Source organism: Paenibacillus terricola (genome assembly GCF_014779765.1).
In the GTDB taxonomy this organism is placed as follows: Bacteria; Bacillota; Bacilli; order Paenibacillales; family Paenibacillaceae; genus Paenibacillus_T; species Paenibacillus_T terricola.
Window position 1 is genome coordinate 33,098 of the sequence record NZ_JACXZA010000006.1, and the last position, 26,817, is coordinate 59,914.

Below are 26,817 nucleotides of genomic sequence, written 5' to 3' on the forward strand. Positions count from 1 at the left end.
AGGTTAATCTCGAATTCGGTACAGGTTCCGGTAGCCAAGCTCCTTGGAAATCTGTTCCGCATATTTCTTCACGAAGTAGCTGTACTTCTCGATGTTGTCCGGCGTAAACCGTATGGATGGTCCCGCAATGTTGAGTGAGCCAATGACCGTATTCTCGTAAGAAAAAATCGGAGCTGCGATCCCCGTGGTCCCCTCCGTCATCTCTCCGTCCGTAATGGCGTATCCCCGGTTGCGAATCAGCTCCATATCCTTCTCGATATATTCACGCGTCAGCGGCTTCAGTGCAGGGTGATCGATCCAGTCCGTTTCGGCCAGAATCGCATCGCGCAGCGGTTGAGGCATGTAAGCTAGAATGACACGATTCGAAGCGCCGATGAAGAGCGGCAGCTTAAGCCCGATCGGCTCGGAGATTTTGAGAATTTGCGGCGAGTCGATGCAGTCGATGTAGACGCCTTCGGTATTTTCCCTTGAGGCGAGATAGATGGTCTCCTTCGTATGGCGGCTGAGCTCCTCCATGAACGGGCGGGAAACCGAACGAAACATGAGGCTGTCCCACATAAGGAAGCCGTATTTCATAATGGATAGGCCTAGCTTATACTTCTTCGTCTTCTGATTCTGAGCGACGAAGCCATGCTCCGAGAGTGAGTTCAGAATACGGTGCACGCTCTGAACCGGCATATCCAGCTCTCGACTAATCGTCGTGACGCTTATTTCTTTGTCGCTGCCTTGTGGGACCAACATGTCTAAGATCTGAATCGCTTTTGCAATGACGGACACGACCGCACCTCCCAAATCAATCCGGACTATTATGAATATGTCAAATAACCTGACATTAGTTTAATTATACTTTATGATCTACCTGTCTGTTCAAGAGGTTAGGTATGATCGTGTAAATTTTTCTGCCTTTTCTCTAAGCCGCCAGGAGCAAAAAGGCTGATGCAGCTCTCGCACCAGCCCTCATCCTCACAACGTTATAATCGTATAAATGCCGACGGCAAGCACAAGGAGCGAGATACCGCTGCATAACATCGTATGTCTCGATAATTGGCTCCTCTGGCGATACGCTTCCGTTAATTGACGCCCAGCGAAATACATGCTGACGATATTAACGACGAACAGCAGCAGCATCAAGATGTTCATCATAAGCGACGATCCGTCACTTGCTGCCTCATGTCCCATCCCATGATGTCCCGCATGCATCTCCGCTGCGGATCCCATTAAGATCGGGGCAGACAGATAATGCACAAGATGCAGCGCAGCTGCGCCCGCGGCGGAATAGACAGAGAGCGTGGCATTACGCGATCCCATTAGACGCAATCTGAGCTGAGACATCGATCCACCCCTCTCAATGGTTTGTTCGCTCTAGGAGCGTGGAGATCAGCTTTGGCAGCCGTCCGCTTTCATCTTGCTGCTGCAGTAGCTCTTCTTCGGCTGTGCAGGAAGATCGAGCGCTGGGCTCTGGTTGAAGAAACTGACGGGCTTCAGCATGAAGCCGATATAAGCAGCAGGCATAACCGGCCAGTCCTCTGGACGCGGCACATGCGTATGACCCATTGTGTACCAGACGACGATGTCCGTATTGTTAATCGAACGATCTTGTTCCGCCCACTTCGACAGACCATCCCCGCCAATATGCTGATTCGGGTATTTGCCGGAAGCGTACAGCTCATCTTCGTTATAAGGCGTCACCCACAGGTGGTGCTTAATGAAGCCAGCGCGCTTAAGAAGGCTCGAATTGTCCGATGCGAACGGGAAGCAGTTCTCTCCCGTAACGATTTTGTACCCGACCGATTGGCCAAGCTCATTCTTCACATTGTCGTTCACGAACTTCCAATAACGAGCCGTCTCCAGTTTAATGTCGCGTTTCGCCTGCTGCTCGGTTTCCAGCAGCGTCGACTTCGCATAGAACGCATTCTCTCGCGGATTGTCCGGTCCAAGCTCCTCCGAGACAACGTTAACCTCATACACCGAGTTCTCATTGCCGTCCAGCTGCATATCCATCCGTACATTGAAGAAGTGCTGGTGGTTCGGCGCATACAGCTCAGGACCGACCATATTGCCGTATTTGGGCTTCTCGCCAGGGTGCAGGCCAGCCGTTGAGAGAATACCCGTCAGCTTCACCTCGAATTGAATGTTGCCATCTTGATACAGATACCAGAAGAAGCCGTACTCATAGTTCGCAACGGTCGAGATCGAGGAGATAACTAGTCTGCGGGAACGTCTTACTTCCACATCGTTCGTACGCCAGTCGGTATGCTTCCACAGAATGCCGAAGTCTTCTTCATGCATGCAGATCGCATTTTTGATGACAAAAAGCTCGCCTTTGCTGTCGGACATAACGCCGTCGAAATATTTGATGTACCCGACACAGTCGCAGCCTAGCTCCAAACTGTTCGCCAGCTGTCCGATGCCATACTCGCCGCTGTCGAATGCGTTCTTGCGGTTCTGGATTGGACCCGGGTCGCCATAAGGAACGACCATCTCCGACAACGAGCCACGGTACATGACCGGACGTTCGCGGCCTTGATCGTTGTACGACAGCGTATGGAGCGTCAAGCCTTCACGGGCGTTGAAGCCGATGCGGAACTTCCATTTCTCCCATTCAACCTCATGGCCGTTGATCGAGAAGCTCGGGCCTTCCGGCTGCGTAATTTCAACAGGCTTGATCGTACTGCGCAGCGGACCCACTCGTTCCGGTGTATAGTTAAATGCTTTCGATGGAATCGACGTGTATTCGTATTCCTCTACTCGAAGCACTTCCATCTTGTTCAGATCCACGATCGGCACAATCGGAAGCGGACGGGCGTAACCATTGTCCTTCTCATCGCTGCGGAGGAAGCATAGCGGACGCGCCAGTCGTTCCGTTGCGTCTTCTTCCGTCCCCCAGTTGCCCGGCGACCACAGATCAACCATAACAAGCTCCGGCGTATCGATGCCGAGCCGTTCAAGCGCTTCGATAAACAGCAAGCTCTTGCGAACGGCCGCCTCGCATTCGACTTGTTCATCGAGCATAATCATCGGCTGCACCCCAGGCACATGAACCCAAGATACGACTTGTTGAGAAGCGAGGGATACAATCGCCTCATACGTCGCATTGTCCTGTTTGTTCAGAATAATAATGAACACTTCCCGATCGAACGGCTGCGTTCCATCAAACCCCATCACAACTTCCTTCTTCGGCTCTTTCAGCGATACGGATACGAAGCGGTCCGCTTCGGTCAGCTGGCGCTGACTTTTAAGGATTTGCACGGCTGCCTTCAGCTCTTCACGCGAGAGCGGCTCAAGCGGGTGATTCGCTAACGTTACAGAAAGTTGTGTCATGTTTCTCCCTCACTTTTCGTTTGTGATGTTAACTTATGTGACAATCATATCCCGTAAAAGAACGACCACAAATACACATTTCCCGCATAATGAGATAAAAGAAAGTAAATTCTGAAAAATCAGACCATTTATCATATAGTGGGATAAGCCGATGTACTCAGGGTCCGAACCCAGGTGATAATCGTGTCAGGAAATTTTACATATATATGAGGAGGGATTGAACAATGCGTTCAACGAGAAGCTTCAATGGATGGAAGATGTACGTATTCGTTCTGGCTTTGCTTGCACTTAGCCTAACCGTGTTTCCGATGGCGGCTTTTGCAGAGGATACGGGCGCAGCAGCAACCGTGGTCGACACAGGAGACACAACCTGGATTATTGTAGCAACTGTGCTCGTTATGTTCATGTTCATGCCTGGACTTGCTTTATTCTATGGAGGACTCGTTGGTCAACGTAACATTCTATCTACCGTCATGCACAGCTTAAGCGCGTTCGTCATCGTTACCTTAGTATGGGTGCTGTGGGGGTATAGCTTCGCCTTCGGCCCAGGGATAGGCGGCATGTTCGGCGGATTCGAGTTCCTCGGCTTCGATGGTGTGGGGATGGACGCCAAAGACGGACTCACGATCCCTCACCTCATATTCGCGTGTTACCAAGGCATGTTCGCCGCTATTACAACTGCCCTCATCTCTGGCGGTGTCGCAGAGCGGATTCGTTTCTCGGCATGGATTGCCTTCTGCGTCCTGTGGGTATCTCTCGTCTATGCGCCGATGGCGTTCTGGGCTTGGGGCGGCGGCTGGCTGTCGAAGCTAGGCGGTTTGGACTTCGCAGGCGGTACGGTCGTTCACATTCTGTCGGGTGTCAGCGCACTGATCGCCGCTCTTGTCGTCGGCAAACGTCGCTCATTCCCGAATCAAACGCTGCCTCCGCACAACCTGATCTTCTTCATGATTGGCGGTATGTGTCTCTGGTTCGGCTGGTTCGGCTTTAATGCAGGCAGCGCCCTTGCGTCGGGCGGTCTGGCAAGTCTAGCAGTCGTCACAACACAAGTTGCTGCTGCTGCAGGCGGTGTCGTCTGGCTGGCGATGGAATGGAAGCTTCGCGGCAAAGCAACACTCGTCGGCGGTGTAACTGGCGTTATCGCCGGACTGGTTGCAATTACGCCGGCAGCAGGCTTCGTATCGGTGTTGTCCGCGATTCCGATTGGCGCGCTGGCGAGCGTCATCTGCTACTGGGGACTGCATGTTGTGAAAGCGAAGCTGCAATACGATGACTCTCTTGATGTGTTCGGCATTCATGGCATCGGCGGCATCTGGGGCGCGATTGCTACTGGCATCTTCGCCAGCACGGACGTGAACCCGGCTGGCGCAGACGGTCTAATCCACGGCAACCCGGCACAAGTCGGCATACAAGCGGTCGACGTGCTCGTTGCGGTCGCTCTCGCTACGGTTGGAACATTCGTCATCTTGAAGGTCATCTCCCTCTTCACCCCGCTTCGCGTAACCGAAGAGCAAGAACTGACAGGCCTCGATCTAAGCCTCCACGGCGAGAATGCGTACAACACGTTCGAAGCAGTGCGCAGCGAGTTGCCTAGACCACAGGGACAGGGCGATTTCAGCCCAAGCCCAGGCGGCTCCACGGTTGCAGCCATCCCCGAGATGAAAGGAGTCTAACAAGGCATGAAATTGCTAACGATCATCGTTCGTCCAGAGAAGCTAAGCAGCGTAACCGCTGCCCTTCACACGATCGGCATTAGCGGTATGACCATCAGCGACGTGCGCGGCCAAGGCATCCAGAAAGGCGTGCGCACCCAGTATCGCGGCGTCGAGTACCAGACCGATTTTGTGCTCAAAAATAAGATCGAGACTGTCGTCAGCGACGACGTTTATGAATCAGCGCTCGAAGCGATCATCGATGCAGCCCGTACAGGCTCCATCGGCGACGGGAAGATCTTCGTCACCGAAATCGCTGACGTGATCCGGATCCGAACCGGCGAGCACGGCAAGGATGCTTTGGGTCAGAAATAGATATGGAAGAAGGCCATGCAGCAAGAAATGCTGCATGGTCTTTTATATAGGAAAAGGACTAGCTCGCCGCAATGCGATCCAAGATCGCGTGCAGCATACGGAACGACTCCGTACTACGACCGATCTCTGAACGAATATGAGTTGAGTCTTGCACATAAAGCGCCGATACCAACTCATTCGCCCACCGTGTAAGCATCTGATCGATGCAAGCAGGCGTCGTCTCGAGATGGAACTGCAACGCAAGAATACGATCGCCCCAAGCGAAGGCTTGCTGACCGCACGCCTCTGATTCCGCCAATCGGCGCGCCCCCTCCGGCAGGACGTAAGTATCGCCATGCCACTGGAACGAGTGAAATTCCTCCGGCAGCACATCAAACCATGGATGGCGCTCCGCCGTCCGCTTGATCCGATGCCACCCGATCTCCTTAACCTCATGACGGCGCACGCTGCCTCCTAGAAGCTCCGCCAACAGCTGCGCCCCAAGGCAGATGCCCAATATTCTCATATCCTGTTCAATCGCCCGTGCAATAAACCGCTTCTCCTCTGCTAGCCAATCCAACTTCGCATCGTCATATGCACTCATCGGACCGCCAAGAATGACGAGCAGGTCAGCCGCTTCCAACCACGTCTCTGCCAGCCCTTTAGAAGGGTCTGCGATTTGCAGACGATGTCCGCCGCGCGACGCCCAATCCTCCAGCGCCATCGTATCGTCGAAGTCAAAATGCTTCAGTGCCAGTATATTCATGCGCTTCCCTCCATACGTCATCCATGGGCCAGATTCACTCATCTCTATGATGTAATCGTACCCCGTTGGCGCGGAATTCGCAGTCCCCTTTTCCCACATAGCAGGATAGCTCCGAATAAAATAGTGTCAAAATGAGAAAACAAAAAGACCCTCTGATTCCGTTGTGCTTCTCATGTCGCAAATACAAGAAACCCTCTGACGAATATCGTCAGAGGGTGTGAGGATGTTGATTTAGAAATCGATTAATCCGACGCTGATTTGCAGCGCCTCATCGACTTTACGCATCATTTCATCGTCCAAATGCGTAATTTTGTCCGTTAGGCGTTGCTTGTCGATGGTGCGAATCTGTTCGAGCAGCACAACAGAATCCCGATCGAAGCCGTGCGATTCCGCTTCAATCTCGACGTGCGTAGGCAGCTTCGCCTTCTGGATCTGCGCCGTAATAGCCGCCACGATAACCGTCGGACTGAATCGGTTGCCGATATCATTCTGGATGACGAGTACGGGACGAACGCCGCCTTGCTCAGACCCCACAACGGGTGACAAGTCCGCAAAAAATACATCGCCGCGTTTTACGATCAAGCTTTACACCCCGCTTACGAGACGGCCGAGCGTATGATCGGCATCTTCCTCCGCGTGAAATGCTTCCGAGGCCATATTCAAGTTGATCTTAGCCATCTCCATATATCCGCGCTGCATCGATTCGCGGATTTGCCGCTTCTTTCGCTCCATCAGATACAGCTTCATAGCTTGACGGATAAATTCGCTGCGGTTGGAATTTTCTTTGGCGACGATGCCGTCGACTTCCTCCAGCAGTTGATCCGGCAAGCTGATCATGATCCTCTTGGTGTTCTGCAAATTGGCCACCGAACTCGCACCTCCAAAACTTTTCCAGACCCTTATAACCATTATGTCAAATTACCGATGGCGCTATACTCCACATACTTATGAGACGAATAGAAGCGTTATGCAATGGTCCGTATGCTGCACATCTTTCTATTCGAAATGGACGCCGAATCGTCACTTATAATCCGATTGCATTAAATTTCGAGGTAAATTCCAATTTTCCTGCTGCAAAACACAAATTCCGCAAAGGAAATTATTACTAGCCAAGCAGCGGATTGACAACTGCTGTCACTTCTTCGCCTCTTCTGTAAACGCGAGGCACGCGTGCAGCGAGCATACAAGTCACTTCATAAGGAATTGTGCCAAGCTTCTCCGCGATTTGATCCGCTGTAATCCACTCTTCACCTTGGCGGCCCATCAGCACAACCTCTTCGTCTGGCGCGATTGCATGGCCATCTGTTTCTGCAGGTCCAAGCGCGATCATACATTGATCCATACAAATGGATCCAAGCACCGGTACACGAACGCCGCGCACGAGCGCCTCTGCCTTGCCAGTCAGCATACGACTGTAGCCATCCGCGTATCCGATCGGCAATGTACCGATTCGTTCTTCTCCAGCCGTTATATAACGCGCACCGTAGCTGATGCCCCAGCCCTGCGGCGCCGTCTTCGTCATCGCGATCGCCGTCTTGAGCGACATCACTGGCTCAAGGTTGATCCGCTGCGTATTCACATAGTCAGAAGGATAAATTCCGTACATGCCGATGCCAAGACGCAGCATGCCATATCCCCATTCCGGCGTATCGATCCCAGCAGCGCTGTTCGCAGCATGGAATAGTTTAATCGGCAGCTCATTCTTTTTCACATAATCAACCACACTCGTGAATCGCTCATGCTGCTGTGCCGTGTACGTTTTGTCCAGCTCATCAGCCTTGGAGTAGTGGGTGAACAAGCCACCTACTTCCAGCTGCTTCACCTTGAGTGCACGTTCGATGAACGCTTCTGCTTCACCGCCCGCCAGCTTGCCAAGACGCCCCATTCCGGAATCAATCTTGATATGCACTTTGAGCTTCTTCCCGTTGTCCGGCAGTGCAGCAGCAGCTTCAAGAATATCATCCCGGAACAAGGCAATCGTAATATCATGATCCCGTGCCACAGTTAAACCTGAAGGAGATACATAACCTAACACTAATATCGGTGTGCGAATTCCGTTCAGACGCAGCTGAAGCGCCTCATCCAGGAATGCAACGCCCATGTAATCAACGCCGAACGCTTCTGCTTCCCGCGCAATCTGTACTGCACCATGTCCATAAGCATTCGCTTTCACAGATGCCATCAGCAGCATGTCACTCGGAATCGCTTGTCGAAATGCCGTCAAATTGCTGCGCAGCGCGTCTAACGAAATTTCCGCCCGCGTTGCGCGATAAAAAGCTTCCACTTATCGTCACCTTCTTCTCATGCCGTAACAACCCAATAGAAACTATGTTAAAGGTTGCGGCTAACAGTGTCAATGAAACTGGACCGTTTTCCAAGCGGAAGAAGTTAGAAATAGAAAGGGACAGCGGCAATCCTCAACGGATCGCGCTGCCCCTGATGAAACTGCTTATTTACTTCGTTGCGCCCTCATCCATCGATTGGGCGATGAGTACCATTTCGGACTCAGGCAGGTCGGCACTCGTCATTCGGTACTCGACTCCTTCATATGTCCAAGTCAACGTCTGCTGCTCCTCGCCATCGCTAATGGAGCCCATCGTAAAGCCAAGGTCGAGCATATAGCCAGGCGTGTAGGATGCTGCAACATCTTTAGGCTGTGTCTGGATAATACTGAAGTTGTACGTGCCTTGATAACGCTGCATGATGCCTGGATAACCGCCGAACGTAATTTCCTGCGAATCCTTAAACGCTACGCCGGAAGGCAGGTAAGCTGGATCGAGTTCGAGGAAATCGAGCGGCTTCGTCATTGCATCATCTGCTTGATCCTCTGCCTGCTCATCCGTTACGCCTTTGTCACCCGTCGAGCTCGTATCGCCTTTTTGATCCTCTGATCCGCTCGCTGCTGCATTGTCCTTGGAAGGTTCCGTGCTGCTCGTCGTGCCTTGTTGATCGGTACCATTCGCATTATTCGAATTATTGGCTTTATCTGTTTTGCCAGCTTGGTCACTCGTCGATGGCGTGCCGCTAGCATTCAGGTTTGCCTGCGTATCGAAGGCGTTCTTATCGAACTTCGGATCGAAGTTGAACTCGTCGAACGTCACTTTCACCATGACGGATGCGTTCGTATCGGATACTTCGACTTTACGAGGCGCAAAGTCTTCTTTGTTCAGCCAAATCTTTTGCCGAGCGAGCGATCCGTTCTGATAATTAGCCATGACGTCGAATACGTACGAGTCATTCTCGGTTGCGAATTGTCTCGATTGGTCGAGCACGATGCTGGACAACAGCGTTTGGTACAGGTAAACCTGTCCTTGGTTGTCCGGCCAGTCGCTCTGGAAACGGAACACTTTGTTCAACCTTGGCGTCAGTACGAACACACCGTCATCGTTACGGAGCACAATCTGCGTAATATCCTTCTTCGCGTTCGTCAGGGCAATCCGATAGTAATGATCCTTCTGATACCATACCTCTACCTTGTACTCGAGCGGCTGCTGACTCGTATTGAGCGTCATCGTTCCTTTTGCTGTGTAGCTCTCCAGCTTGTTCTGTACCTTGTCCAGCTCTTTTACGACTGAGTCTGCATTTTTAGCTCCGCAGGCGGATGCCACCACCGTGATGAGCATCATAATGGCCGTGATCAAAACGATCCGACGCATGCGATCAACCCCTTCAGCACTTTGTGTGAACAACTGATAACATGTCTATGTGCGGACTTGGCCAAATATGCAGACTAGCTTGACGAGCATGACAAGCTGGTTCGATAAAGGCAGGAATAGCGAGGTTGGGCGCTTGCTGGGACTTGGTTCCCGTTGGGCTTTAGATGGCCCGTAAGTGCACTTCTGCACCTACTGACGCTCGATCATGCCGCTCGGCGGCTCGTAGGTGCATTTCTGCACCTACTGGTGCTCGATCACGTCGCTCGGCGGCTCGTAGATGCACTTCTGCACCTACTGGTGCTCGATCACGCCGCTCGGCGGCTCGTAGGTGCACTTCTGCACCTACTGATGCACGATCACATCGCTCGGCGGCTCTTAGGTGTACTTCTGCACCTACTGACGATAGATCACATCGCTCGGCGGCTCGTAGGTGTACTTCTGCACCTACTGACGATAGATCACATCGCTCGGCGGCTCGTAGGAATGCGAATTCTCTTGCATATTAGTAACATTCCGCTATACTGTGATTTATGATTATATCGATAGTGACGAAGAACGTCCTGAATTTCCGCTGAACGCGGGGATTCGGGACTTTTTTATTTTCTGAGGAAGCGAGGTAGAATAAATTGGGATTTGTTGAAGAGCACACTAAGTGGTTGAAGTGGCACATTAAGAGTAGAAACGGTGAGCGTAAAGGACGCCTCGAACGCGGACATGGGCATGTAGAGATCATGTTTCTGGAGAGAGTTTGGTGGCCGGTTTTCGGTAACTTAGACGATCTACATCCTGAGTACGAGGTTGCGGACTGGAGAGGAAGACCATACTTTATAGATTTAGTATGGATGCCAGGTGATGGAAGATGCAAGTTTGCTTTTGAAATTAAGGGCTTCGGTCCGCACGTGCAGCAGACAGATCGGATTCGCTACCGTCAGGAGTTAAATCAGGAGACGTACTTGCAGGTGTTGGGTTTCAAAGTCGTTGCGATTCCCTATGATGACTTGGCCGAACAGCCCGAGCTTACGATTTCACTGCTCAAGATGCTACTTTCTCCTTATCTGTCATCAAATGCTCTGAACAATGGATACTCTCGACCGGAGCGTGATGTACTGATGCTCGCCCTTCGCAGTAACAAACCACTTCGTCCAGTCGATCTTGTACAGGAACTAACCATCAACCGCCGCACAGCCGTTCAAGCACTGAAGTCACTAACCACCAAAGGGAGATTTCGAGCGCTGCAGTCTGCGAATGGAGTTAGAGTAAGAAGGTATGAGTATGTTCATGCGTTCTCTGATACGTGAAATTGGTAACGGACTTCACATTCCAAGACTAAATAGATAGGTGCAGAACTGCACCTACGTTCCGCCAAGCAATCCAAACCAACGCACGTAGGTGCATATCTACACCTACCATTCCGCCAAGCAGTCCATACCAACGCACGTAGGCGCTTATCTGCACCTATATCCCACCACGCACATCAAAAAAGGCTCGCATAGGTGCAAAAATACACCTACACGAGCCTCATCCAACCAACTCTATCTCCCCGGGATCAACTTTTTGACCCAGTCGCCGAAGCCTTTCGGGTTGCGGCTCTGGATGAGGACGACGCCCTCGCCGCGGAAACGGCATACGAGTCCTTCGCCGCTCGTGAGGCTGCCCAGCCAACCTTTGGACGCTTTCTCGATCGTGTATTGCATATAGTCAGGCCATGCAACGAGATGCCCGTTGTCGACGACCACTTCTTCGCCTGGTCCAAGATTAATGGCATGGATCGCACCATACGATGAGAGGAATACCGTTCCTCGGCCGCTAATTTCAACGATGAAGAAGCCCTCGCCCGACAGCAAGCCGCGGCTCAAGTTCTGCATCTGCGTCTTGACTTCAATGCCGCTTGATCCAGCAAGAAAACCGTCCTTCTGAACAAGCAGTTTATACGAGCCGTCGAGCTCGACTGCTTGAACATCGCCCAGCGATCCCGGCGCCAACAATACTTCGCCCGCTCCACGTGACGCAACCAGCTCCTGGAAGAAAAATTTCTCCCCGGCCAGCATCCTGCCGATACCGCGCATAATGCCGCCATCAACGGTGCCCGTCACTTCAACGGTTGGCGACATCGAAACCATCGCGCCCATCTCTCCCTTCACGCTCTCGCCGCGCTCCAGCTTCACCTTCAACATCGCGAAAGCGCCTTGGTACAGCACTTCATACTTCATGGAAAATCCTCCAAATCATCTAGTATAGTATAGAACGATTTCATGATGAATGAATCTAATAGGTCTTGTCTCATCTTTGACCTTAGCATATGTAATACGAAAAAAGAAGCGATCGGTTTCCCGAACGCTGCTTCTTCTTCAACCATTACTTCTTAAATGCAACTGTAGCCTAGGCCGCCCACCTAACTAAAAAAGAGAAAAACCTCTACAGTCGGTTAAAACACCGCTGCAGAGGCATTCATCATCCTTGCTATGCAGGCATCCCTTACGTGGCGCTGCCTTCCTTGCTTTTCGACTGCTGCTTCTCTTTGTCACCGCTATCGTTCTGACGCTGCTGGGCACCTCTGTCCGTATCATATTGCGCACGCTTCTCCATGATAAAAGCCCGCCATTTGTCCGGATTCTTCTCGCGCGCAGCCTTGAGTTCTTTATGAAGCTGTTCGACCGACTTGCCTTCCGTCGCAATGCCGAAATACTTAGCTGCTTCTTTGAGGCGCTCCTCGAACTTCGCTTTATGCTCCGCCTTGAACGCTTCCCACTTCTGCGGGTTCGCCTTCTTCGCTGCTTGAATTTCTTCATACAGCTGCTTGCTGTCCTTGCCTTCGGTCTTGATGTCAAAATACCGTGCAACATACTGCAGTCTTTTCAACTGATGCTGCTCATCGTGATGACGAACATGGCCGTGACCGAACGGTCCTTCCGGCCCTTTGTTCTCTTGCCGCTGCTCTGTATTTGGTCCCGCGTCCGCTTCCGGTATCGCTTGTGCGCTAGCCCAGGAAGGTGAAGTCGATAGCAGCAGCATCGCCGCGATGCCGAGCGCTAAGCTCTTGGATCGAAATGTCATGTTGAACATACCTCCCGTTGTAGAATCGGGAATAGTATGGTCATTATTTCCACGCCATATGCACAAATCAAAACTTTAACAAATGCAGCCGCACCCTCGGCTAATCCATCCGCTCCAGTTCATTCAGCTTATGAAGAACCGCTTCCCGCGAGAAATGCTCGCCGATAAATACCGCTACATCATTCACCTTGCCTTGCGGATTAATCCGGATAAAATCCGTCTCCTTATACGCATATTGGAACAAGAAGCGGCTCGCCGTCTCGCTGTCCCGGAACGTAACGACGCCCTTCGCCCGATAAACGTTATCTGGGAGCGCCCGCAGAAACGCCTCAAACGCATGACTATCAACCGGATTCGTTAGAAAATGAGTCAGCGACATCACATGGGCATGGGACTCATGCACATGGTGATGATCGTGATCATGATTACAATCTGGCCCGCATGCATGCGAATGCTCATGCGCGTGAGCGTGCGAGTGCGCTTGCTCCCCCGCCGAAGCTCCACTCTCGTGAGCGGTCGTTCCCAATGCGCCACCGTTCCCGTTCACGATTGCTTCCAGCCACTGCTCGTCTACTGCACATCGTACCGTTGCTGCGATAGGCGCATATCCATTCGTCTCACGCATCAGCTGTTCAGCCTGCAATCGCTCATCGACTTCAAGACGATCGACCTTATTCAGCAGCAGCTGCGAAGCGCAGCGAATCTGCTCCTTCATCAGCTTGAACGTCTGTCCTCCGCTGCGGCTGCGCGCAAGCAACTCCGGACCATCGACCACAGCGATGATCGACTTCAGCTCGATCGGCGCGTACAAGGCGGACTCCGTTACGCCGTCGATCATTTCGAACGGATTCGCCGCGCCTGTCGCTTCGATAATGACAACATCGGGCGCATGCTGATCGACGAGCTGCTTCAGCTCCAGGCTTAGGTCGCCGCGAATCGAGCAGCAAATGCAGCCGCCCAGCAGTTCAGCCATCGGCACATTGGACTCTACCGCGAGGCCATCCAGATTAACGTCGCCAAGCTCGTTCATGACGACAGCCGCCTTTAGCCCTTGCAGCTCATACGCTTCGAGCAGTCGGGACAGCAGCGTCGTTTTGCCGCTCCCAAGGAAACCCGTCAGAATATGAACGTCTATGGTCCTGTTTTCATTTTGCATCATAACAACCTCCTCATTCCGTTCGACCGATACCGCACAATCGTACCAAAATCGAGCGTTTCGAGCCAGTCCCCAGCCTTTGCCGCACAAAAAAACTGGGCTCCCCGAATGCGGAACCCAGCCTTACTCCTATAAAACAGTCGATGCGCTTAGCAGCGCCGCTTCCTTCTCACGGACGAGCGGTATAACTTTCTCGCCGAATGCTCGAATATCTTCCTCGTAATGCAGGAATCCAGTCAGAATGAGATCGACCCCGATTGCTTTCAACGCGATGATTCGGTCTGCCACCTGCTCAGCCGTGCCAATCAGTCCCGTCTTAAATCCATCGTTATATTGGACAAGATCCTCGAAATTCGAATTCGCCCACATGCCTTCCCGCTCCGGCGATGCTTTGCCTGCGAACTGCACTTGACTGCGGAACCCTTCGACAGCATCCGGGTCTGCGTAATGAATAATGTCGCGCAGCACCTGACGAGCCTCTTCCTCCGTATCGCGCACGATAACGAAAGCATTGACGCCGAACTTCAGCTCACGGCCATAAGCAGCAGCTTGCTTAGACACATCCTCAATCTGCTCGCGGAAGCCATCTATCGTATTGCCGTTCATGAAATACCAGTCCGACACTCTGGCAGCCATCTCCCGGGCAGCGGATGAATTGCCTCCTTGGAATACCGGCGGCACAACAATTGGCTTGGGCTTGTGCGGCGCTCCGTTCGTCCGATAGAAGTCGCCGCGGAAGTGGCTTTCCTCTTCCGTCCACAGCTCCTTCAGCACGCGAATAAACTCCTCGGATCGGCGATAGCGCTCGTTATGGTCCAGCCAAGGCTCGCCAAATCCATGGAATTCGCCCTTGAACCAGCCGCTCACAATGTTGATGGCTGCACGCCCATGGCTAATCTGGTCGAGTGTCGTGAGCGCCTTCGCAATCGTACCGGGATGCCATAGCCCTGGCAGCACGGCAGCGATCAGCTTCAGCTTCTCCGTTACAGCGGCAAGCCCCGCAGCCAGCGTGATCGCTTCCAGCTGATTCTCTGCGCCATAGCTTGCGATGAAACGTGTTTGCAGCAGCGCGTATTCGAAGCCAGCCTCTTCCGCGAACTTGGCGTACCTTGTATTATCGTCGTACGACCAGCCCGTTCGCTGTGGGATTTTGGAGATAACAAGCCCTCCGCTTACATTCGGAACCCAATACGCAAATTTCAACGACATCAGGATTCACTCCATTCTTATTTATATAGAAGCACGCTACTGTGCAGAAACGGCTGGCGTCTCTTTCACGACATGTTCAGGAAGTTTGTTGTTAGCGATCATTTCTCCGAATGGGCTAATGAACGAGCGATCCGACTCGCCGTACCGAGGGCCATACCCAAGCTTAGGGAATAGCAGCTCCGCTACGCGATAAGATTCTTCCAGATGCGGGTAGCCGGACAAAATAAACGTCTCGATGCCAAGCCGCTCATATTCCCGAATACGTGCAGCTACTTGATCTGGATCGCCGACAAGCGCCGTTCCTGCGCCGCCCCTCACGAGACCTACGCCAGCCCATAGGTTAGGACTGATCTCCAGCTTCGAGCGGTCGCCATTATGAAGCTCGGACATTCTGCGTTGTCCGACCGAGTCCATGCGCGCCATAATCTGCTGCGCGGAAGCGATCGTCGCTTCGTCCAAGTGCGCGATGAGGTCCTCTGCCGCTTGCCATGCCTCTGTCTCTGTCGGACGAACGATGACGTGCATCCGGATACCGAAGCGAAGCGTCCGTCCCGCTTTCGCTGCTGCTTCGCGCATTTGTTCGATTTTGCGCTCGACCTGCGCTGGCGGCTCGCCCCATGTCAGGTACACATCCACATGATCAGCTGCCACTTGCATCGCCGCTTCGGAAGAACCGCCGAAGTAGAGCGGCGGATAAGGTTTCTGTATCGGCGGGTACAATACCTCACCACCGTTGACCTTCAGATGGTCGCCTTCGAAGTCGACCGATTCGCCAGCGAGCTCACGCCGCCAGATCGTAAGAAACTCGTCCGTTAACGCGTAACGATCATCGTGCGACAAGAAGAGCCCATCGCCTTCCAGCTCCACAGGATCTCCGCCAGCTACCACGTTAATAAGCAGCCTTCCTTTGGAGAATCGGTCAAGCGTCGCGCTCATTCGCGCAGCTGTCGTTGGCTGCATTAAGCCCGGCCGCACCGCAACAAGAAACTTCAGCTTCTCTGTTACGGATACGAGCGTCGAAGCTGCAATCCACGCATCTTCGCAAGATTTGCCCGTTGGGAGCAATACGCCGGCAAAACCCAGCTCATCGACTGCCTGCGCAATCTGCTTGCAATATTGAAAGGTTACCGCCCTTGCCCCTTCTGTAGTTCCAAGATGACGTCCATCTCCGTGTGTCGGTATAAACCAAAATAACTCCATTGCACTTCCTCCTTCTGTCGGCTGGTCGATTATTCATTAATGCGTCTTCAAGCTGCTCTTGCTCTTCGCTCTTAACAGCTCCCAGATCGGATCGATAAGCGAAGCTTTATCGTATCGGTTATAATGGCTCGCCAACCCTCGAATCGGGTCGCCGGCATAGAACCGTTCATACAGCTGATGCCTTGCCCCGAGCGGGCTGCCAATCAGATCCCAAGCGAGCTTGAACAGCGCAACCTTCTTCTCTGCACTGACATTCGCCCCTTCGAAGTACCGGTGCATGAGCTCGGAGATCGGTCCGTAGAAATCCTCGATGCCCGAAGGCGTCTGGACGAACCCGCCGGCACCCACCTGCTGCAAAATCTCAATCGCCCGCGGATAATATTTGGTGCCAAGGTTGCGCGCCGTCTCGATATATTGCAAGTTCGGAACAAGCACGCCGGCAGCATCGCGCGAAGCGGTCGTCTCGGATGCGATAACAAGCGACTTGATAACGTCTATCTGTGCAATTAACTCGCCCAGCTTCTCCTGAATGTGAAGAAACCCGGTAACGCCAATAGATTCTGCTACTGCAAAAGCTACGCCCGTAATGAATTCCAGCTTCGCTACGAACCGGACGACGTTCTGATGAAACGCAAGTCCATTAGCGGTCTGATTCGCGCGCAGCGCAAGCACCTTCTCCGTATCCCCGTACAGGAGCACCCGCTCCCAAGGGATCAGCACATCATCGAAGAACAGCACGGCGTCCATTTCATCGTAATGACTGCTCAGCGGATGATTCTGCTCATGCTGATCGGCGAACGATTCCCGGCATACGATATGCAGCCCCTTGGAGTTGGCCGGCACGATCAGCACGTGGGCATGTTTCTGCTGCTGCGACTGGAACTGCAAGAAGGAGAAAATGACGAAATCATGCGTGTATGGCGCGCCAGTCGCAATCATTTTGGCACCGCGAACAATGATGCCCTCCGATGTTTCCTTCACCACATGCAGGAACCGCTCTGCGATCCGCTTGTCATCGAGCCCATTGGACCGATCGATCTGAGGATCGATTATCGCCGTCGTCAGGAACAGATCCTTATCGCGAGCATGCTCGTAGTAGGCAGTAATCTTGTCTGTGAAGCTTGGATCTAGCAAGGACAACTCATCTCGTGCTGCATACCAGCCGGTGATGAGCGACCTCGCATAATCGGATAGCCTGCTCATCATGCCGTGTGTTGCGGTGGACCAAGTCGAGAACGACTCATTGCGCCTTGCCAGCTCCTGCGCGGAATAGGGAACGAGAAACGAGCTATGTGCGTAACGTCCCGTCTCCGGAACGAGAAATCCGACCTTCTCCCGCTGAAGCGGATCGTCGAGCATATTGAACAGCGACTTGATCGTACCAAGCGTGCCGCGAAATGCTGAATGCTCCGAGATGTTATGAATCTGCTTGCCTTCCAACCAGACGCTTCTACCATCGTCTAGACTTGTTATGAGCTTCTCTCCTCGCAAGATGATCAGCCTCCTTTTTTATTTTATTAATCCGATTGATTATGTCGGCTTTATCCATTATGATAGCTAATAGCCAAAATATATCAATCAGCAGCGTCCTTGATTTCGACGGATATCAGACGGAATTCGTTCATATGTCGGATTCAGGTTAGATAATCCACATGCCAATATCGATGTGACGCACTGCAGGTTACACCACTCGTGTCGGATAACCAACAACTGTCCTTACCATGTCGGATATGAGGTGAACGTTATATGAGTGAGAAAAGAGGCTTGGATCGGAGAATTGCCCGAACACGCATTATGATTTTTGATGCAGTCATCGCCATCATGCAGAAGCAATCCTATGCAGAGATCAGCATTGTCGATATCGCGGATAAGGCGAATATTAACCGCTCCACCTTTTATGCGCATTTCGTGGATAAAGAAGATTTGCTTGAGCAGATGATCGCACACAACGTGGAGCTGCTGACGCAATCGATGCAGAATTCGAAGTCGTACGCACCATCAGAGCCAGTTGCTGGCGAGCCTGATCCTATCTTCCTCGCGCTGTTCGAGCACGCATTCGAGTACAGTTTGTTCTATCGAGTAATGCTGCTGCGAACGGAGGAAGGCGGATTCCGTTCCAAACTTCAGGAGGCGGTTCGCGACAGCTTCTTCCAACGGTTAACGAGGCTTGGTCTAGAGCAAAAGCTGCATGTTCCGCTTGATCTTCTGCTGGACTATATAAGTCTTTCCTCTTGCGGCATCTTAGAACGTTGGCTCGACGGCCATCAGATATACTCGCCCCACCATATGGCGCTGCAGCTTACGCGTATCGCCTCGATGGGCATCTATCGATCAATGGGTGTGAATGCTTGAACGACTAAATGACCTATGAAAAACAAAAACACCTCTTATAGTGGGCATCAGCAAACACCTGCGTGTTTCCGAAGCCCCTATAAGGGGTGTTGCTTATTGTTAGATCGTAAACTTATTGCGTACGCGACAAGAATCTATATGCGAAAGTAACAATGCTTTCTCCTTCAAATTGTGCAATAATACGCTTGTAACAATTTTCCTATCAACTGATCGCAGGAGGGTTCTTATCATGTCCGCACTAGCAACTTTCGTCCTTATTATTATGATTCTGCTGTTGCTGCCTCCGCTTGTCTTCTTCACTTACATGTACATGCTTTCCAAGCAGCCTAAGCACTCCATTATCCGCGCACATCCATTCCTCGGTTGGCTGCGCTACTTGCTGGAGAAGCTCGGACCTGAATTCCGGCAATACTGGTTCGATAATGATACAGATGGCCGGCCGTTCTCCCGAAGCGACTTTGTCGGTCTCGTCTTCGCCGCCAAATATCGGACCGATCTGATCTCCTTCGGCGGCAAACGTGATTATGAGAAACCAGGCTATTATCTGTCGAACGCCATGTTCCCGAAGCTGACTGGCGAGCTTCGTGTCGATAACAGCAATACGGTTCCTGCGAAGAAATATGTGATTAAGAGCGAAGGCGTCTTCACCCGTAAGGAAAAATTAATCGACGACCATGTCCGTCAATGGCTGTTGCCCGATGAGGATGCTATCGTCGTTGGCGAGAACCGTGCGATACCATGGCAGCTTAAGGGGATGTTCGGCGCCTCTGCTACATCCTACGGCGCTGTCGGCGAGAACTACATTCAATCCACAGGCAGCGGCGCCCGCATGGCTGGCGGCTCATGGATCAATACAGGGGAAGGCGGCGTAGCCGATGTCCATCTGGAATCGGGAGCTGACATCGTCGCACAGATCGGTCCAGGCATGTTCGGCTATCGCGACGATGAGGGCAACTTCTCCATTGAAGCGTTCAAGCAGAAGGCTTCGCTAAGTGCGATTAAAGCGTTCGAGCTGAAATTCCATCAAGGCGCCAAGATCCGCGGCGGGCATCTCGAAGGGTCGAAGGTGAATGAGAAAATCGCTGCCGCCCGCAGAGTACCAGTCGGCAGGACCGTCAACTCGCCGAACCGATTCGAGTTTCTGACTAATCCAGAGGAAGCGCTCCGCTTCATCAACAAGCTGCAAGAAGCCGGCGGCAAGCCCGTGGGCATCAAGATCGTTGTAGGCGATCCACAGCGGCTCGAGCCGCTATTTCACGCCATGCTGGAGCTGAACATTTTCCCAGACTTCATTACGGTAGACGGTTCGGAAGGCGGCTCTGGCGCTACATTCAAAGCGATGGCGGACAGCATGGGGCTTCCTCTCTATGCTGCGCTGATCATCCTCGACGATACTGCCCGTCGTTTCGGCGTTCGCGACCGTTTCCGTATCTTCGCCTCCGGCAAGTTGATTACGCCTGATAAGGTAGCCATTGCGATGGCGCTTGGCGCGGACTGCGTCAACTCGGCTCGTGGTTTTATGATGGCGAATGGCTGTATCATGGCGCTGCAATGTCATACAGGCAAATGTCCGACAGGCATTACGACGACAGACTCGAAATATCAAGAGGCGCTAGCTCCAGAAGAGAAGCAGTGGCGCGTCATGAACTACATCATCCAGCTGCGCGAAGGCTTATTCGCCCTCTCTGCCGCATGCGGACTCACAACCCCGCGCGAACTGCGGCGCGAACACGTCGTCTTCACTAGCGAGAGCGGACAGACGATACGTGTCGCAGAATTGTTCCCTTATCCCGAGAAGGCGTAATGACGCGGGGTCGCGGACAAGCGGCTGTAATCGATCATAAAAGCAACGGTTGAACGTCAACTTGTCCCCCCTATATAATGGCGATACGCCAGCTAAGGGGGATGAGTTCCTATGATGGAACGATTAACGAATCTAGAGCAGCGCCTCACGATCCAGCATCATAAGGACTTATTTCTGCATACGAAGCATACGATCAAAGCGATTGACGATCTGGCTGAGCAGCACCGTTTGCTGAGCGCCGCCCATGCAATCAATGGTTACAAGATTGTTGGCAGTGAAGAAGTTCTGTTCTACGACACGCTTGCACAAGCGAAGGAGCAGATCGTACTAACCCTGGAGAAGACACTCGATGATCTGGAACACAAAGGGGACAAATATTACGATAAGAATTTCGTGGATGGTGTGGAATAACATCAAGAAGCCGGCGCCGAGATGGCGCCATTTTTTTTATTATGAGACGATAACAGGTCACCCCACAAATTGGATTTTACTTTATATTTCTTCCGGTGTAAGATTCATTTCAATAACTCTATATTTTCAACGCGACCTTAAAGTCTTTTACAGTTGGTTTATTTGCTGTGGAACAAGCCCCGGAGCAAGACCCATCGCTCCCTCTGGGCTTCTTTGTGTTGTTCTCTACATTTGATTCGGCAAGGAGAATGAAAACATGTTGGAATTAATTGAACCTTTACCCTTACTCATCGATAAGGATCCCGCTGAACGGACTACCTTCAAGATCAGCCATATGGAAGTATTCCGTATGGATTGCAAATTGGCTGAAAACAATCCTATTAGAAATATAGATTCATACAATTGCGGTTTATTGAAAATTGCCGGCCAAGGAGCAGCTGGATTCGCGGAATACGTCATTCCCGATACGAAACTGAATCATGACCTCGTCCGCTGGGCATCTGTTTTCAAGAAATTGAAAGGCTTATCGATTGCAGAAGCGCTCCGCTACGTTCAGGACAAAGAAGAAGCTTGGGGCCCAACTCGTCAAGAAGCAGCCATAGCTGCATTGACGGATCTGTCGATGAGCTTAATAGATCCACTTCACCAGCCTGAGACATCCGTTCGTTCTCTGGAGTGGTCCGCGCTCATTGAACGCTCCCAATCTTATTATTCCTTTTAACGTTAACAGAAATAGGCTTCTCGCAAGTTCCCTCATAACACCGAAGAGCTGGTTCCGGAGACGGTGCCAGTTTTTTTTATTTCATAGACGATCGCGTTTCAGCAAGCTTACAAGGCCTTGCCTCTCCCAGGATTGGTGAACTCTAGTAGATAGCGTTATGTATTTGGACTAGAATTGGTAGTCTCGCTAATGATCCTGTCCCTATCAATTGCAAATTCCGTTTCATATCATGATAGTGATTAAATAAGCTCCCCCAAGGATCCTGACCGATCCAAAGGGAAGCTCCTGAGACAAATGAATTAGCCCAATTTCTCAATAATAAGCGATGCGCTTGTGACTGGCGTACCGCCACCAATGCTTGCTTGCAATGTTAGAGCGCCCATGTTATCGATCCTGTTGAGCGTAAGCGTTCCGCCTGCCGTCAGCAATGCAACAACTTGGCCCGTGTAAGGTTGGTTGCCCGCGCTCGTGCCATAGTTACTGCAAGGAACAAGTGTCGGCAGGGCTGGACCCGCTCCGTCCGCGTCGAAGAATAAGCCAAAGGCGCTGTCGCCTGGAGTCGGGAACACTTCCCATGTAATGCGATAAAAGCCCGTCGTCAGGATGTTAACTGTAGAAGGAGCGGTAAAGGAAACGTCGGCGGAATTGACAACGGAGTCGTTGAACGTAACAGCGCCGCCTTGAGCACCGGGAGTTGGCGCAGCTGCGACAGTCTGATCGACGGAACTGCACAGGAAATCGAAAGACGCAGGAGCAACGGGACCAGTGGCGCCAGTAGGGCCTTGCGGTCCAGTAGAGCCAGCAGGACCAGTAGCACCAGCAGGGCCTTGAGCACCCGTGGCGCCTGTAGCGCCGGTTAATCCTTGAGGTCCTTGAATCCCTTGTGGTCCTTGTGGTCCTTGTGGTCCTTGTGGTCCCGGAGGCCCGGGAGGTCCTGGTAATCTACCCATTTGCTACATACACACTCCTTATTTATGTGATCGAACTGGGCTTAATATTCGATGAAGCTACCCGCTCATACCATATTCCAATCGAAATCGTTGCGTTCCAACTAGGGATACGTTTTTTTTGCGTTGAGCTGTATTGTTGTCCACGCAGGTAGAGAACGGCTTACATACTTTGATCTTATGAATCTTGCATTCTCTAACGGAGGCCAACGATGACTATTAAGAACGGATTCGTAGGGATTCTTGTCGCTAATCGGACTCAAAGAAAACAAGTGCTTAGTCAATATCTGACGCATAACGCAGCGGGAGTTAAGTTGTTAGCATTCACTCCATCTTCTATCAATTGGAAACGTCAGACGGTGATCGCTTTGCATCGTGTTAAGGGAAAGTGGTCAATCGGCCGTTTTCCTTTACCACAAGTTGTCTACAACCGTTGGTATGGCACGGATCCTAAGCTCATTGAAAGACTTGGAGCTGCGATCGGTGGAAACCACTGCTTTAACCATATTAATCGGCTAAACAAGCTGGACATCTACAACAAGCTAGCGAGGTGGCTCGCACCTCATTTGCCAGAATCGTTTCATTATGATGAAGCGGACGTGCTAAACATGCTGGAACGTCATAAAGAGATTTATTTCAAACCGCTGCTGGGCTCTATGGGCAGAGGGGTTTACCGAGCGGAGATGAATCCATCAGGTGATGTCCGCATAGGACAACATTACTTTGCTCCTAAGACAGTAACGAATGACCATTTATTTTTCCAGGAGCATATGAAGAAATTGGTCTCCTCCACCCCCTACATCGTTCAAAAAGGAATCCCCATTCTTCAGATCGACGGGCATGCCTTCGATATTCGTTCCCTTGTTCAGAAGAACGAACATGGGCTGTGGTCGGTCACGAACCTTGTAAGTCGAATTGCCTATAAAGGCAGCTTTAATACGAGCATCTTCGACAAAACATGCTTATCAGATGAAGTACTTAATAAGCTGTATCCGCCTCAAAAGGTCCACGCCATCATGACTTCCATATACGATATCAGCCTTAGAATTGCAGAGATCATCGACACGGAAACCGATTATCATTTGGGTGAATTCAGCGTCGACATCGCATTAGATAGCGAGGCGCATCCATGGATTATCGAGTTGAACGGCCAACCCCAGAAGGCTCTGTACCGAGGTATACCCAATCGGTCCGTCGTTTATAGTCGCCCCATTCAATATGCGAAGTACTTGTGTCGGAATGGATCTTTGTGATGATCAGTATATGGATGTGAGCTTGGATGTGTGACATTAGACGTTATACGGTTTAAATATCTCAACGGACCCCGGAAGAACAGCCCTGCACAACGAATTCACTATCCGCAAGAGACGACCCTGTACCGCGCTGGTCAGGGCCGTTTTTCTGTTTGTGCGATAACGCTGCTATCACTAGTAGCCAACAATGGAATGAGGAACATAATGCTTTTCCAGTTGCATCATTTCTTCCGGCGTTAAAGAATCGACAATGCTGATGCCGCGTCTTCCACATGAGAGATTCTCGTGGCACCGATTATAGGAGCCGTTACCGGTTCTTTCTGCAGCAGCCACGCAAGCGCGACTTGGAATCGGAGTACCCCTCTCTGTTCTGCGATAGCTGCAACCTGGTCCACGATCAATTGATCGGCTGCTGCTGTTGCATCGTACTTCTGTTTCGCGATCTGATCGGTTTCGGAACGATGCGCCGTTTCCTTGGGATCTCTTGTCAATCTTCCTCCTGCAAGGGGACTGTAAGGAATCACGCCGATTTTTTCGGCCTTGCAGAGCGGCAGCATTTCTCTCTCCTCCTCACGGTATATGAGGTTTAAATGATTTTGCATGGATACAAACCTAGTCCTAGTCCATCCACTTTTCTCCGCCACGTATAATGCTTTTTGAAATTGCCACGCATACATGGCAGAGGCGCCTATGTATCTTGCCTTCCCAGCCTTCACCACATCATGCAGCGCTTCCATCGTCTCTTCTATGGGCGTATCGTCGGATGAGCCCCCCTCTCCGGCTGTACGTTTGCACGACTAGATGCAGCAACTTCCGTCCTCCAGCCGGCACGCTTGTCGCTGCTCTATGGCCTCGTCGGCGGCCGTTGCCGCCGCAATTTCTGTAAGCTCAGAGCCGCCCGCAGCTTGATGAGTCGGAATCGCGTCCTCACTCTGTTGAACAAGCTTCACGTCGATGTGCGGGCCGACCGTATTCAGCATTTTACAATGCTCCCGGGTTTCTTGAAGCAGCCTCAAGCGCGTCTCGTTGTCCACTTCGGCGACAAAGGTTAACGTAAACACGACACCAACGATCTTCCCTTCGCTATTGACAGTATCTTCGGCGGTTACACGCGTTACCGCTTGGGAATAACCATAGCCGCGCGCACGGTGATTAAGCGAACCGCCGACGCACCCGGACAGTGCGATGAGCCACAGCTCACCAGCCCGGAACCCGGCATCTTCCCCGCCTTGATCATTTCCGCGATCCAACACTACGCTGTGCGTCCCCGCGACAGCCAATTGCTTGGAATCAGATAGTATAGTCAGCTTGCTCTTCATTTGACGCCCTCCTCAAAGTTCAAGTATAGATGCGCTTCTCGAACAAAAAAAAAGACAAAACACAGGTGATTCACCCGCATTTTGTCTTCGGTTATCCGATCAACATCACTATGCTTTTGATTTAAATCATACCATGCCTTTTAACATCAGCACAATATGAATGCAAGGTTTAAACAGGTTCTCCGCAACTTTTGTCGTTAGCCTAAACGTTTGGTTAGCAAGACTTCCAGCGGCTGATCATCAAGTATTAAGCACCCTGAGTCTTTATAGCCTAGTTTCCTATAAAAGTGTTGGGCCTCTTCGTCTGCTTGCGTCGAAGTCATAACCAATTTATAACCCTGCTCGCGCATATTATTCTCCCATAAATGGACGACTTGTTTTCCTAAACCCGCATTACGGTATGGCTCATCGATCCAAATCATATTCATAAAAGGGGTATTGTTCGTCACGGATCAGATAAATCTCCTTTCCTTGAATCTTCGCTTGAATCAACGCTTGATTAAGATGAATATCCCTTTCCTTAATAAATGCTATATCTTTATCCGTTGCAAAACTAATCTTCAACTACCTTCTCCTTTATCCATGCAGTGAATTTGATAGTTCTGATTATACATACAGGAACGCAGAGCGTTGTAGGGAGAAAATGCTTATAACAAGTTTTGTACAGCGAAAAGGCTCGCGTTGCTCGCGAGCCCTTCATTAGATTTTCAGATCCGATGTGCATGATCAGCAATTGATCACGCCTACAAACCTCTCTATTCCAACAGCGACACCATCGTTATCATTTGAACTGGTTACGTGGGCAGCGCAATTCTTCAATTCGATTATCGCATTCTCCATTGCGATCGGAAATCCACACATTCGGAATAGTCCCAAATCGTTAAAGTCATCCCCGAATGCCATCACGTTTTCCGACTTTACCCCGATCTCGTCAAGCACCCCTTGCACGGCTTCTTCTTTCGAGGCTGATTTTTGCATGATTTGAACCAATGCCCCGCCATCCGTTGCGATTACGTTCACATGATCACCGAATTGCTCGATAACATCCGTCCATGTGCTGTAACCATGAACCAATATTTTGGTTGGGGATAGTGAACGAATAAAACCTTTATCGACAACCAAGGGTTTAGGATCATTTAAACGGAAACCGAAATGACTAAGCTGCGAGTCAGGTATTGGTGTACATGTATAGCAGGCGTCATTGACCTCGTAATTAATCATCGATTGAGGTGCATGCGACTCGATGAAATTGTTGATCTGTTGGCTAATTTCCATAGGGATGCTGATGTGCTGCTGAGTGTGCTTGGACTTGCATATTGTTAGAGCGCCATTGTAATAAACCAGGTAGTCTGCAAAAGGAAAATTCTCTACAAATTGATTAGCCGCTCTAGGCGGCCGCGCCGTGGCAACGATAATATGAATTCCGGAATCAAAACATCTTTTAACAGCCTGATAATTTCTAGGCGATATGGATTTGTCACTGCCGAGCAATGTTCCGTCCAAGTCTAATACAATTGCCTGTATGTCCGACATCCGCATCTCTCCTCATGAGTAATTCTTCCAACTATAAACCAAATTCAGGAGAGGCGGTAGACTTAATATTGAATATCGGAATAACGTCATGAAAGCTGATCGGTTAAGA

Annotated in this window: 26 protein-coding genes and 1 pseudogene; 8 read left to right on the plus strand and 19 right to left on the minus strand. The window is 51.3% G+C overall.

Annotated features, from left to right (window positions below; genetic code table 11):
• Positions 1-3: 3 nt before the first annotated feature.
• From H8B09_RS21895 to H8B09_RS21905, 3 genes are all read right to left on the minus strand, one after another.
• The gene (locus H8B09_RS21895) at positions 4-777 is read right to left on the minus strand and encodes an IclR family transcriptional regulator (RefSeq protein WP_318152690.1); all 774 of its coding nucleotides are present in this window, start codon (positions 775-777) and stop codon (positions 4-6) included.
• 186 nt (positions 778-963) lie between these two features.
• On the minus strand, positions 964-1,332 hold the full coding sequence (locus H8B09_RS21900) for a hypothetical protein (RefSeq protein ID WP_191205728.1): 369 nt from the start codon (positions 1,330-1,332) through the stop codon (positions 964-966).
• 45 nt (positions 1,333-1,377) lie between these two features.
• The gene (locus H8B09_RS21905; RefSeq protein WP_191205729.1) at positions 1,378-3,321 is read right to left on the minus strand and encodes a primary-amine oxidase; all 1,944 of its coding nucleotides are present in this window, start codon (positions 3,319-3,321) and stop codon (positions 1,378-1,380) included.
• 308 nt (positions 3,322-3,629) lie between these two features.
• Here H8B09_RS21905 and H8B09_RS21910 point away from each other — a divergent pair, with 308 nt between their 5' ends.
• Positions 3,630-4,994: an ammonium transporter gene (locus tag H8B09_RS21910; RefSeq protein WP_224753923.1), complete on the plus strand. Its 1,365-nt coding sequence runs from the start codon at positions 3,630-3,632 to the stop codon at positions 4,992-4,994.
• Between the two features lie 6 nt (positions 4,995-5,000).
• On the plus strand, positions 5,001-5,348 hold the full coding sequence (locus H8B09_RS21915; RefSeq protein ID WP_191205731.1) for a P-II family nitrogen regulator: 348 nt from the start codon (positions 5,001-5,003) through the stop codon (positions 5,346-5,348).
• 58 nt (positions 5,349-5,406) lie between these two features.
• Here H8B09_RS21915 and H8B09_RS21920 read toward each other — a convergent pair whose 3' ends face one another.
• The 5 genes from H8B09_RS21920 to H8B09_RS21940 all read right to left on the minus strand — a co-directional run bounded on the left by H8B09_RS21920 (position 5,407) and on the right by H8B09_RS21940 (position 9,749).
• Positions 5,407-6,093 carry a type 1 glutamine amidotransferase gene (locus H8B09_RS21920; RefSeq protein ID WP_191205732.1) on the minus strand — a complete coding sequence of 229 codons (687 nt, stop codon included), beginning with the start codon at positions 6,091-6,093 and terminating at the stop codon, positions 5,407-5,409.
• Between the two features lie 231 nt (positions 6,094-6,324).
• Positions 6,325-6,675: a type II toxin-antitoxin system PemK/MazF family toxin gene (locus H8B09_RS21925; protein WP_040711809.1), complete on the minus strand. Its 351-nt coding sequence runs from the start codon at positions 6,673-6,675 to the stop codon at positions 6,325-6,327.
• A 3-nt stretch (positions 6,676-6,678) separates the two neighbouring features.
• Complete coding sequence (locus tag H8B09_RS21930; protein WP_191205733.1) at positions 6,679-6,960, minus strand: CopG family ribbon-helix-helix protein; 282 nt, start codon at positions 6,958-6,960, stop codon at positions 6,679-6,681.
• Between the two features lie 238 nt (positions 6,961-7,198).
• The gene (alr, locus tag H8B09_RS21935) at positions 7,199-8,377 is read right to left on the minus strand and encodes an alanine racemase (protein ID WP_191205734.1); all 1,179 of its coding nucleotides are present in this window, start codon (positions 8,375-8,377) and stop codon (positions 7,199-7,201) included.
• A gap of 169 nt (positions 8,378-8,546) precedes the next feature.
• Complete coding sequence (locus tag H8B09_RS21940) at positions 8,547-9,749, minus strand: LolA family protein (protein ID WP_191205735.1); 1,203 nt, start codon at positions 9,747-9,749, stop codon at positions 8,547-8,549.
• A 731-nt stretch (positions 9,750-10,480) separates the two neighbouring features.
• Here H8B09_RS21940 and H8B09_RS21945 point away from each other — a divergent pair.
• Positions 10,481-11,047: a hypothetical protein gene (locus H8B09_RS21945; RefSeq protein ID WP_224753881.1), complete on the plus strand. Its 567-nt coding sequence runs from the start codon at positions 10,481-10,483 to the stop codon at positions 11,045-11,047.
• Between the two features lie 234 nt (positions 11,048-11,281).
• Here the strand turns inward: H8B09_RS21945 and H8B09_RS21950 are convergent, their stop codons facing one another.
• From H8B09_RS21950 to H8B09_RS21975, 6 genes are all read right to left on the minus strand, one after another.
• On the minus strand, positions 11,282-11,959 hold the full coding sequence (locus H8B09_RS21950) for a TIGR00266 family protein (RefSeq protein WP_191205737.1): 678 nt from the start codon (positions 11,957-11,959) through the stop codon (positions 11,282-11,284).
• Positions 11,960-12,224: 265 nt separating this feature from the next.
• Positions 12,225-12,803: a hypothetical protein gene (locus H8B09_RS21955; RefSeq protein ID WP_191205738.1), complete on the minus strand. Its 579-nt coding sequence runs from the start codon at positions 12,801-12,803 to the stop codon at positions 12,225-12,227.
• Between the two features lie 100 nt (positions 12,804-12,903).
• Positions 12,904-13,962: a CobW family GTP-binding protein gene (locus H8B09_RS21960; protein ID WP_224753882.1), complete on the minus strand. Its 1,059-nt coding sequence runs from the start codon at positions 13,960-13,962 to the stop codon at positions 12,904-12,906.
• Positions 13,963-14,088: 126 nt separating this feature from the next.
• Positions 14,089-15,168 carry a dimethylsulfone monooxygenase SfnG gene (sfnG, locus tag H8B09_RS21965; protein WP_191205740.1) on the minus strand — a complete coding sequence of 360 codons (1,080 nt, stop codon included), beginning with the start codon at positions 15,166-15,168 and terminating at the stop codon, positions 14,089-14,091.
• Between the two features lie 36 nt (positions 15,169-15,204).
• Positions 15,205-16,368, minus strand: a complete 1,164-nt coding sequence (gene ssuD / locus H8B09_RS21970) for an FMNH2-dependent alkanesulfonate monooxygenase (protein ID WP_191205741.1) — start codon at positions 16,366-16,368, stop codon at positions 15,205-15,207.
• 36 nt (positions 16,369-16,404) lie between these two features.
• Positions 16,405-17,859, minus strand: coding sequence for a 4-hydroxyphenylacetate 3-hydroxylase family protein (locus H8B09_RS21975; RefSeq protein ID WP_191205742.1), 1,455 nt, complete (start codon positions 17,857-17,859; stop codon positions 16,405-16,407).
• 255 nt (positions 17,860-18,114) lie between these two features.
• Between H8B09_RS21975 and H8B09_RS21980 the strand changes: the two genes are divergently transcribed.
• From H8B09_RS21980 to H8B09_RS21995, 4 genes are all read left to right on the plus strand, one after another.
• Positions 18,115-18,720: a TetR/AcrR family transcriptional regulator gene (locus tag H8B09_RS21980; protein WP_191205743.1), complete on the plus strand. Its 606-nt coding sequence runs from the start codon at positions 18,115-18,117 to the stop codon at positions 18,718-18,720.
• 229 nt (positions 18,721-18,949) lie between these two features.
• The gene (locus tag H8B09_RS21985; RefSeq protein WP_191205744.1) at positions 18,950-20,524 is read left to right on the plus strand and encodes an FMN-binding glutamate synthase family protein; all 1,575 of its coding nucleotides are present in this window, start codon (positions 18,950-18,952) and stop codon (positions 20,522-20,524) included.
• Positions 20,525-20,635: 111 nt separating this feature from the next.
• The gene (locus H8B09_RS21990) at positions 20,636-20,935 is read left to right on the plus strand and encodes a hypothetical protein (RefSeq protein ID WP_191205745.1); all 300 of its coding nucleotides are present in this window, start codon (positions 20,636-20,638) and stop codon (positions 20,933-20,935) included.
• Positions 20,936-21,191: 256 nt separating this feature from the next.
• Complete coding sequence (locus H8B09_RS21995; RefSeq protein WP_224753883.1) at positions 21,192-21,656, plus strand: hypothetical protein; 465 nt, start codon at positions 21,192-21,194, stop codon at positions 21,654-21,656.
• A 299-nt stretch (positions 21,657-21,955) separates the two neighbouring features.
• Here H8B09_RS21995 and H8B09_RS30905 read toward each other — a convergent pair whose 3' ends face one another.
• Positions 21,956-22,606, minus strand: a complete 651-nt coding sequence (locus H8B09_RS30905; protein WP_191205747.1) for a collagen-like protein — start codon at positions 22,604-22,606, stop codon at positions 21,956-21,958.
• 209 nt (positions 22,607-22,815) lie between these two features.
• Here H8B09_RS30905 and H8B09_RS22005 point away from each other — a divergent pair, with 209 nt between their 5' ends.
• Positions 22,816-23,856: a YheC/YheD family endospore coat-associated protein gene (locus H8B09_RS22005; protein WP_191205748.1), complete on the plus strand. Its 1,041-nt coding sequence runs from the start codon at positions 22,816-22,818 to the stop codon at positions 23,854-23,856.
• Between the two features lie 174 nt (positions 23,857-24,030).
• On the opposite strand, the pseudogene H8B09_RS22010 reads toward H8B09_RS22005, so the two are convergent.
• From H8B09_RS22010 to H8B09_RS22025, 4 genes and pseudogenes are all read right to left on the minus strand, one after another.
• Positions 24,031-24,614 (minus strand): annotated as a pseudogene (locus tag H8B09_RS22010) (aldo/keto reductase); the annotation flags it as partial.
• Positions 24,615-24,653: 39 nt separating this feature from the next.
• On the minus strand, positions 24,654-25,175 hold the full coding sequence (locus tag H8B09_RS22015; RefSeq protein ID WP_191205749.1) for an OsmC family protein: 522 nt from the start codon (positions 25,173-25,175) through the stop codon (positions 24,654-24,656).
• 197 nt (positions 25,176-25,372) lie between these two features.
• Entirely contained in the window at positions 25,373-25,624 is a 252-nt protein-coding gene (locus tag H8B09_RS22020) for a GNAT family N-acetyltransferase (protein ID WP_318152695.1), read from the minus strand.
• 277 nt (positions 25,625-25,901) lie between these two features.
• The gene (locus tag H8B09_RS22025) at positions 25,902-26,708 is read right to left on the minus strand and encodes a Cof-type HAD-IIB family hydrolase (RefSeq protein WP_191205750.1); all 807 of its coding nucleotides are present in this window, start codon (positions 26,706-26,708) and stop codon (positions 25,902-25,904) included.
• Positions 26,709-26,817 lie beyond the last annotated feature (109 nt).